Source organism: Oleiphilus sp. HI0086 (assembly GCF_001635225.1).
In genome coordinates this window covers 1-9708 of record NZ_LWFZ01000694.1, presented here as the reverse complement: position 1 = coordinate 9708, position 9708 = coordinate 1, and the positions used below count along the sequence as shown (strand labels likewise).

6 protein-coding genes are annotated in these 9708 nt (G+C 42.2%); 4 read left to right on the top strand and 2 right to left on the bottom strand.

Features of this window, described 5'->3' with window-relative positions:
* On the bottom strand, nt 1-1311 hold a 1311-nt coding region (locus A3756_RS11030; protein ID WP_197481268.1), incomplete at its 3' end, for an FG-GAP repeat protein.
* A gap of 306 nt (nt 1312-1617) precedes the next feature.
* Between A3756_RS11030 and dusA the strand changes: the two genes are divergently transcribed.
* The 4 genes from dusA (at nt 1618) to A3756_RS11010 (ending at nt 4849) form a co-directional block, all read left to right on the top strand.
* A complete protein-coding gene (gene dusA / locus A3756_RS11025) occupies nt 1618-2634 on the top strand; it encodes a tRNA dihydrouridine(20/20a) synthase DusA (protein ID WP_068506500.1) in 1017 nt (338 codons plus the stop codon).
* A 77-nt stretch (nt 2635-2711) separates the two neighbouring features.
* Nucleotides 2712-3668: a transaldolase gene (gene tal / locus A3756_RS11020; RefSeq protein ID WP_068506497.1), complete on the top strand. Its 957-nt coding sequence runs from the start codon at nt 2712-2714 to the stop codon at nt 3666-3668.
* On the top strand, nt 3665-4105 hold the full coding sequence (locus A3756_RS11015; protein WP_068506495.1) for a TerB family tellurite resistance protein: 441 nt from the start codon (nt 3665-3667) through the stop codon (nt 4103-4105). Before tal ends, A3756_RS11015 begins: the two co-directional genes overlap by 4 nt.
* A 27-nt stretch (nt 4106-4132) precedes the next feature.
* Nucleotides 4133-4849: a glycerophosphodiester phosphodiesterase gene (locus A3756_RS11010; RefSeq protein WP_068506491.1), complete on the top strand. Its 717-nt coding sequence runs from the start codon at nt 4133-4135 to the stop codon at nt 4847-4849.
* A gap of 94 nt (nt 4850-4943) precedes the next feature.
* On the opposite strand, the gene A3756_RS11005 is transcribed toward A3756_RS11010, so the two are convergent.
* Entirely contained in the window at nt 4944-9692 is a 4749-nt protein-coding gene (locus A3756_RS11005; RefSeq protein WP_156490415.1) for a hypothetical protein, read from the bottom strand.
* Nucleotides 9693-9708: the final 16 nt, after the last annotated feature.

Here is a 9708-nt window from a genome sequence, read left to right as displayed (position 1 = left end):
GTCGGAAAAGATGCCATTCAGGCTATCTTCTTTTGGTGCAGCAATAGCTAGGCTATGACCAATATACTGCCCAGATGAACTTAACCGAGCGCTTAACGCAATTTGCTCACCAAACCCTTTGTCGAAACCGGAGGCACCTCGAACATTTTCCTTTGCTTTGATATAAGAGTGAAGTGCCCAACTTCCATCTCGCTGCAGCACATAAAGGTAGACTGCGCCAGATTCAGGAGAAAGATTGCTAGCGCTGGCATTTTCAAGTTCTTGAGAGAGCGCACTTGAATAGTCCCCTTCTGCAGTATAGTTAGTGTACACATCTTGCGCAGAGCTATCTTCACCAGGGGCAGAAACTACCAATAGTTCGCCGTCCACAAACACAGATTGACCAAATTTATCGCCTGGCTCAGCATTTGGAGCCTTCAACATCCAGACTAACTCCCAAGAATCGTTTGCATTTCTTTCATAGATATAAACAGCGCCAGAGTCCTCTGAGAATTCATTGACAATCGAGCCGTCAAGGTCATTCTGTATCTGAAGAGCAGTAAATTCACCGGCTGAAGAACTATCTTCCTTTGGCGAACCAAGTACCAAATAATCACCTGATAGTGAAAGATTATTCGATTCAAGTGAATTTTCATCAAACAGAGCTAGAGGATTACCAAAGTCGGTAATTTCAAGCTCATCAGCTTCATCTCGAAATATTACGAAATTATAAGTTAAAACCTGTTCTACATTCCGCCGCATTCCTTGGAGCTCTAATACAGCGTTCTGTGTTTCTTTGGTACTTTCGCCCCCGTCATCTAGCAGTACGAGATTTCGTAACCTCTCGTCTAATTCGCACTCAAGCCCTGAATACGGCATCTGTAAGGACGCCGTAACTTCTAACGAAATCTCGTTTTTGCCAGGTTTAAGAGTAATATCGACTAACGAAGTGTTTTCTGAAAGATCAACATCAAACTGCCTCGTGTCATTATTATGAGAATGCTCAACGATTACACCAAATTCGCGAACCTCAATAGCCGCCTGATCAAGCCTTTCAAACTGAAGTGTAGAAAGTACAGTTTCACCGAGAGAATCTGCTTGAGTTAACTCAGGCAAAACGTTTGGAGCGAAGAACTGTTCAACCTGAACAAAGCCTAGCGTAGTAATGTCTGACAAATGCTCTAAATTAAACTGATAATCAAACTGCCTATAATCAAAGCTAAATGGAAGACCAGAAAACGATACACTATCGAGCAACACTGGTGTCTCGTAAGGAGAATCTTCCAAACAATAAGGACTAGGCTCGGGTTCAACTTCGGCGGGAATTATCAAATCATCCTGCCTACCACAAGCAATTAAAATGAAACTTAGAGATATGACAGATAAAGTTTTATAAGAGCGGGCGAGCATGAATATTTTAGTCCTTTAGATGCGCGGCTATGATCGAACTATTGAGAAGAAAGAATACAAACCCTTTAGGCAATGACGGTAATTATACGTGTATATCAAAGCAACAATCATGATATTGAACACATTTCTTTAAAGATTTATCAAACAACTAATAAAAATTAGTGACTTAGAGTGTGTTAAACTTGGTTTAATTAACCGTACATTCCAAATTTCTTCTTTTCGACCCTTATGATTAACAACTCAGAACAATCACAGAAAAATAGTTCACCAGCTATTGAGCCTAGCCGCAAGTTTTCAGTCGCCCCGATGATGGATTGGACTGATCGCCACTATCGCTATATGGCACGCCTACTTTCAAAACATACCCTTCTTTATACCGAAATGGTGACTACTGGCGCAATTATCCATGGGGGTGCTGATCGATTTCTCAGGTATAACAATGAAGAACACCCTATTGCACTTCAGCTTGGTGGGAGTAAGCCGTCCGAGTTATCACGATGCGCAGAAATTGCCGCTCAATTTGGCTATGACGAGATCAATTTAAACGTTGGCTGCCCAAGCGACAGAGTGCAAAATAACATGATTGGCGCTTGCTTAATGGCTCACGCTGACCTCGTTAAGCAATGTATTTCTGCGATGAAAAATACTGTAGACATCCCGATCACTGTTAAGCATCGAATTGGAATAGATGAACATGATAGCTATGAGTTTGTTCGTGATTTCGTATCGAAAATCGCTGAGGACGGATGTAAAACTTTTATCGTTCATGCGCGTATCGCCATTCTTGATGGCTTAAGTCCAAAAGAAAACAGAGAAATCCCACCTCTAAAGTATGAATATGTCTATCGCCTAAAAAAGGAATTTAAGGACCTTGAAATCATTATTAACGGCGGAATAAAGTCTATCGATTCGTGCAAGCAACACCTTAAGCTAGTTGATGGAGTAATGGTTGGACGCGAAGCCTACCAGCACCCATGGTTACTTTCTAGCGTCGACGAACAATTGTTTGGAGCAAAACCCCATGGTAAAAGCCGTCACGACATTATTCACGACATGATGCCTTACATTGAAACACAGCTTAAAGGGGGTCAAAAGCTTCATTACATTACTCGCCATTTATTAGGCCTCTTTCATGGACAATCCGGTGGCAAACAATTTCGCCGGTATTTAAGTGAAAACGCATACAAAGATGGAGCCGATCTTAAAACGCTAGAACAGGCGCTTTCTCTTGTGCCTGAAAAATGATTGGGATTGTCATATTCTTAAGCTAAAAAGCTGCTATCGTTTATAGATATGGAATACAAAAAGGAAATCAGAAATCAATGGCAAGTAAATTAGAACAGTTAAGACAGTACACTACCGTAGTCGCAGATACAGGTGACATTGACGCGATAAAAAAATGGCAGCCACAAGACGCAACAACTAACCCATCATTAATACTTAAGGCTGCCCCCCTCCCTCAATACCGCCCCTTAATTGACAACGCAATTAACTATGGATCTAGCCAGGGCAAGAGTGACCAAGAGCAGCTTTCTTTGGCATGCGACCACCTAGCAGTATCAATTGGTACCGAAATATCAAAAGTCGTTCCAGGCAGAGTTTCCACTGAAGTAGATGCTCGCCTTTCCTTTGATACCCCTGCCACAGTAGCCAAAGCTAAGTCCTTGATTCAACTTTATGAGGATAGCGGCGTTAGTAAGAGTAGAATTCTTATCAAGATAGCCTCCACATGGGAAGGAATTAAAGCGGCTGAGCAGCTGGAGAAAGAAGGCATCAATTGCAACTTAACCTTATTGTTTGACTTTGTGCAAGCTAAAGCAGCTGCAGAGTCTGGCGCCTTCTTAATTTCACCCTTCGTAGGTCGCATACTTGACTGGTATAAAGCAAACACCGACAAAGACCAATATCTTCCGCATGAAGACCCTGGCGTCATTTCGGTTTCAGAAATTTATAATTATTATAAACAACACGGCTTTAGCACTGTTGTAATGGGTGCAAGCTTTAGAAATACTGATGAAATTGAGCAACTAGCTGGCTGTGACCGGCTTACCATTAGCCCGGAACTACTGAAACAACTATCTTGTGACAATGGTAGCCTCGAACGAAAGCTGATTGTACCAAATTCGACTTCGACACAAGGTTTAGTAACTGATCAAGCAAGCTTTCGCTGGAATATGAACCAATCTCCAATGGCAACTGAAAAACTAGCTGAAGGCATCAGAAAATTTGCTATTGACCAAGTAGCCTTAGAAGGCTTGCTCAGAGACCACCCAGAATGATTCAGCGTTTAATTGCCAAAATAACACAATCAAATCAAGACCAAGCACTATCTGAAACTGACATTTCTACAGTTGCTACCGCATTATTAATTGAGGTTATTAATGCGGACCATAAACAAACCGAGTCTGAGTGGCTGGTGCTTCAAGAGCATTGTGCATCTGCGTTTCAGCTTTCAATCAGTGACACTGACGCTTTAATCCGTGAAGCGCGCGAACTATCTCGCTCTGCCACCTCGCTTTGGGAACATACCGACCTTATAAATAAAAAGTTTGATAGCGACTCAAAATATCGCTTAATTCTTGCGATGTGGAAAATTGCTTACGCTGATAGCGATATTGATCGTTATGAAGAGCACCTGATCAGAAAGGTCAGTGATTTGATTTATATACCTCACACCCTGTTCATCAAAGCGAAACACGAAGCTAGTAATATATAGCACTTAGTTTTAGAACGGACGTCATAAATGATAATTATCGGACATAGAGGTGCTCGGAACGAAGCGCCGGAAAACACTGTAACGGGCTTTATTCATGCTCAATCAAATGGCTGTTTGGATTTCGAGTTAGACATTCAATTATCTTCAGATGGAGAGTTGGTAGTCTATCACGACCGAAATTTGTCACGCACAAGCAACCTGCAAGGCAAGATAGCTCATTATCCCTATTCTTTTCTAAGCAAAGTTGATTCCCGACATAATACACCAGGCTGGCACTCTCCCTGTTACATTCCACACCTACAAGAAGTGGTAGATAGCGTACCAAATACTCGAAGCTGGCAATTTGAAGTAAAGAACGATCATCGGCATGTATTGAAACTAATTGTAAAGCGATTACAAGATTTTTTTCGCAGTAATAATCTTTATGATAAGGCAACGGTTACTTCTGCCAGCCGCTGGATTCTACATGAAATAAACCGATTATCGCCAGAAATAGACACCGGCTATGTCGCAGAATACCGGTATCGCAGGCCATTGAAGACCGCTGTATCGCTCGATTGCAAGCTACTGGTCATCAACAACAGGTTGATTAGCCCAACCTTATTGAGAAACGCAAAATCTTATGGGCTTGAGGTATCATGTTGGACGGTGAATAGTATTGAAAGAATGGAAACCCTAAAAGCAATGGGCGTTCATAGTATTATCACTGATATTCCGAGCTCTGCACTGCATCACTTTAATTAGATATCGCGCTTTCAAACAACTAAGCTAGGCAAGCCAAAAACGGCTACTTACCATAAGGCTAAGAGCGGAACATAATCACCCTTAGCCTTCATCTTTAATTCAAATACGCTTCCTGAAAATCTGAAACCCCATTATCATTAGAGTCCGAATTGTCAGGTTTAGTATTTAACAGATACTCTTCGATATTTGTTAAATTATCCTTATCCAAGTCTTTGAACTTATCGCTTGGGTCACTATCATCCAAGCCGTAAAGCATCTCGAATATTCCCGGCATCCCGTCTGAATCTTGATCCGTCACACCGATAGGCATTATATCGACGAGCGAGTCATACACACTTAATAACGCAAAGTCACTCTGGCCTGCGACTTGTTGCGGCAAGACTTTCATCATTAGCTCATCTTCTGTGGCTTGCTGTATCAGATACTTTGTTGGTTCGCCATCATCTGTAGGCTTATTGTCCTCGATATAGACTGCCCGCGTTTCTTGAGAGTTAAATAAAGAACTAGGATCGTCAACGATAGCAATGAAGTGCTGATTTTCTTCATGAAGATCATAAAACGTCGAGTATTCAGCTAAACCGTATGATTTATGCAACAAACTGCCTGCCACCGGCGCCTCTAGTGAAGCCAGAGTAAGTTGATGTCCAGATCCGAAGTAGATCAATTCACCATTTTCAGATAACTGAATGGGCCCGCTAAGCGGTTTCTCTGATGATTCAAAAATAGTGGATATTTCATCAGAGGCAATACCAAACGTCGATAAGTCCAAGGTCATTGAAAGTACTTCATTGTTTGGATGATTATCTACACGAACAACTGCAAGAATATCAACCAAAGTAGTGCAGCTGTCATTGCGACAGGCTAATTTAATACTGTCTGGCAAAACATCATATTCGATGTCCACAATACTACCAAGCAGCGCGCCAGCAGCATCAAACATAATCAATTTGTAGCGCTCTTCTAAAGCGGTGGAGTTTCGTGTGAAAACAAACAAGTTATCGCCCAATCCACTTATATGTACAACATCTGAATCTTCAGCAGCGAGCTGAACAAACGGAACCAAGGGGCTGTCACTTTCAAGATTTTGATAATAAATAGCTCCTTCGTCATCTGCAAAATATAACCTTTGTAAGCTTCCTGAAAGCGCGGTTACTACATCACCACTTACCGGTGTATGCGGGAGATAATACGATGTATCTTCAGAAGCCTCCATTCGATATCTGATGATTCTATCCCAGCCTTTACCGGAAAACGTTACGACATTTTGACTCCCTGCACTTATATCATCCCAGCTGGCATTGCGAACTTGGTCGATAGAGGCCTGCCCCGCCATCCACGCGGAATAGCACTTCCTGTCAGAAGGATCATCATTATCAATTACGCCATCAGTTAATCTATGACAACTCCTATCAAGTGGAAAATGATCAAACATCTCTTCCGAGCTTTCCGTGACGTACCGATCAGGTGCGCCGTCTGCATCACTATCTATCTTTGACGGGTCTGATATATATGAAAGTTGAACGCAATATTCACTGTTTCCTATGTTACTAAGTCGATATTCATCAGCATTACAAGAGGCTGTGCTCTCAATTAATCTCGGAGGGTTTGCGGAATCATAAATAACTTCATAACGAGATTCGGTGTCATTATTTTGATTGCCATCAAACAAGCCATCTCCATCTGTATCGTTCTTAGCAGGATTACTTTGGGTAAGCAGCACTTCAATACCATCCGGCAATCCATCAAAATCAGTATCTGCAACAATAACTGAAGAATCTTCATTATTTTGATCTAAGTCGTTGACATACAGATCATCATCTATGTCTTCATCGCCATCACTAAGGCCATCCCCATCGGTATCAGCCCTTAAAGGGTCAGATACTTTAAAGTTTTCTTCGTTGGATTCCAGCTCCTGGTAACTTGTATTGATATCGAGCGGATTAATATCAAAACGGGTATCACCATAGGTTTTCTCAATCAGCATGAGCTCGGTATAATCAGTAAGCCCGTCACCATCACTATCCGCTAGAGAAGGATTAGAGATATATCGAATATGAATTTTACCGATAACCTCAACACCCGCATCAAGCTCATCACCTTCAGCAACAAATGGCTCGTTTAACGAAGTGCCAGCATCATTGACTACAATTCTCGCGACGTCTGTAACGAGATATTCGTAGGCAGCACCCTCGAAGCTATTGGAAGGCGGATTCCAACCAGTAACACCACTCTTTGAATTAAGGTCTATATCGAGATCACGACCAGTCTTGAGCAACGTTAACTCATCAAGACCGAAACCATAGACCCACACTTCATCTCCATCTTTAAGCCCATCAACATCACTATCGTTATTGTCAGGCGAGGTGCCTAAAATATGAACCTCAATGCCATCTAATAACGAATCGTTGTCGCTATCAGGCTGCAAGGGGCTATCATCCTGCCCATCCGCTAGAAAATCATTGTCAGTATCTGGATTTAGTGGGTCAGTTAACGATAACGTAAGTTCTTCATTGTCATCGATCCCATCAAGATCAGAGTCTGCTAAGAGAGGATTGGTACCTATAGCTAGCTCTTCGCTATCAGTAAGCTCGTCGCCATCTGTATCTGAACCAAGGGGGTCTGTGCCTTCCTGATCAGCTCGATTAATTTCATCAAAGTCTGAAACACCATCTTGATCGCTATCCTCTGGACTTGGGCATGATACAGCCTGATAGGCAATGCACGTCCCATAACCCAACTCTTCGATATTGCTTAAGCCATCACCATCTTGATCATCAAGGGCATCATTAACTTCATTGCCATCGCTATCAACAGTATCGAAAAGAGTGAAGGAAAGATTAAGCTCAACATAGTCGCTCAAACCGTCGCCATCACGATCTTCGTCACCATCTCTTATACCATCATCATCTGAGTCAGTATCAAGAGGATCTGTTCCCGTAATCAAAATCTCCTGCCCATCGCTTAGACCGTCGTTATCACTATCGCTGAGTACAGGACTAGTTAACTGATCTGCTATTGAAATGGGAGTACAGAGAACTTCGCTTAACTCAAGACCTAGTTCAGTAGCATCATTCAGGCCATCGAAGTCAGTATCACTTTCAGCAGGATTACTTACTCCAAGTTCTATGAAATCACACAACAAGTCACCATCTGTATCTAAGAATAACGGATCTATTGTTAGGTTTACGTCAGGCTTACGTAAACGAAAATCGTCTGAATAACTGTCATAGACATAAGTGACCTCTAAAACGTCAGAAAGCCCATCACCGTCACTGTCTGACAACCTTGGGTCTGAAACCGGGTTTAGATTAGGAAGCTCGGAACATGATACAGGATCGCCTGACAAGCCAAGCTCAAATGCGTCACTTAATTCGTCAGAATCAGTATCGCTAAGTGCAGGGTCTGTTTGAAGATACTCACCATCTTGATCGTAAATATCTTCAAAAATATCACAAATCAAATCACCATCAGTATCTATGTTATTAGGGTTTGAGCCAACCAAAGTAACTTCGACATAGTCAGATAAACCATCTGAGTCGCTATCGGCATTATTTGGGTTAGAATTGCTATGATTTAGCTCGTAGCTGTCAGAGAGGCCATCACTATCACTATCAATCTCACCATCTAGCAGGACTCCATTACGCGACATACTGTCAAGCGGGTCGCCACCAAAGATTACTTCCTGGCCATCTTTAAGGCCGTCACCATCAGAATCAGGGTTAAACGGGTCAGTCGATGCAAAAAACTCCTCTCTATCATTTAAGCCGTCTTCGTCTGAATCGAAACTGAGAGGATCACTGAACACGTCCCCCTTGAAAAGAGCATCACAATTTAATGTAACGATACCCAGCTCTCTGCCATCTGTTAAGCCATCGCCATCCGAGTCTGAATTCAATAAACCTGTTCCTGTTAACTCGAGTTCTTGAGCATCACAGATAAGGTCGCCATCAGAATCATTGTTATCGGGATAGCTGCCTATCGTAATAATCTCATCATAGTCACTTAAGCCGTCGGCATCGGTATCACCTGAAGTCAGGCTGACTCGATGCTCGATACCCAGGCTGTCGGTAAACGAGTATTGTTGTTCGAACAAATCCGATAAACCATCTAGATCCGAGTCCGAAGGCGTAGGACATTCATCACTCACATCAACACAGCTACCTAGACTACGTTCCAATGAATTGCTTAGGCCATCATCATCCATATCTTCGCTATCTGAATCAAAGTCCCTAGCAATTATGCTATTAAAATCTGTTGAAAAGTCATACTCTTCAGGCTGGTCGAAGTTGGAAAACTGAGCAAGCGTACCTTCTGCAAATAAGGACTCCCACCATTGAGGTAAGCCGTTGTCATCGGAATCTCCAACTTGAACCACATCAAACCTTAAGCCGGCAGAACCGCTTTCATCAATATTTGAAGGCTGAGTTAGAGCCAAAACATTAAACCCGGTAGGTATTAGAGCAACAAGCTCACGACCGTAATAACTTTGCTCAAGACTCCACTCACCTGTAAGGCCATAACTTAAGCGTAATGCATTATTAGCGCTCATAGATTGAATATGATGATCCTGGTGATAGATACCCAGATTAAAATTACTGCTATTGTCATATTCGAAACTTAAATCATTCGTGTCAAAGATAACGCCGTTCGAAATATAGAGTTTTGAACCAGCGACCTCTTCTTTCACATATAAGGGTGACACGAGTGTTTGATCTGATTCAAAAATAGTTTGTGACAAACTCTTACCAGGAACATCCACGACAAGTTGCACCAACTCACTGCTATTACTCCTAAAGCCCCATAGTGCTGCGCTATCGGCGTTCTGCCACACGACCGAAGACAATTGAATATTACTTGAG

Bases quoted from the DNA above. Each gene is read 5' to 3' on its own strand.
- A3756_RS11015 (WP_068506495.1), top strand. From the start codon at position 3,665: ATGATTCAGCGTTTAATTGCCAAAATAACACAATCAAATCAAGACCAA.
- tal (WP_068506497.1), top strand. From the start codon at position 2,712: ATGGCAAGTAAATTAGAACAGTTAAGACAGTACACTACCGTAGTCGCA.
- dusA (WP_068506500.1), top strand. From the start codon at position 1,618: ATGATTAACAACTCAGAACAATCACAGAAAAATAGTTCACCAGCTATT.
- A3756_RS11010 (WP_068506491.1), top strand. From the start codon at position 4,133: ATGATAATTATCGGACATAGAGGTGCTCGGAACGAAGCGCCGGAAAAC.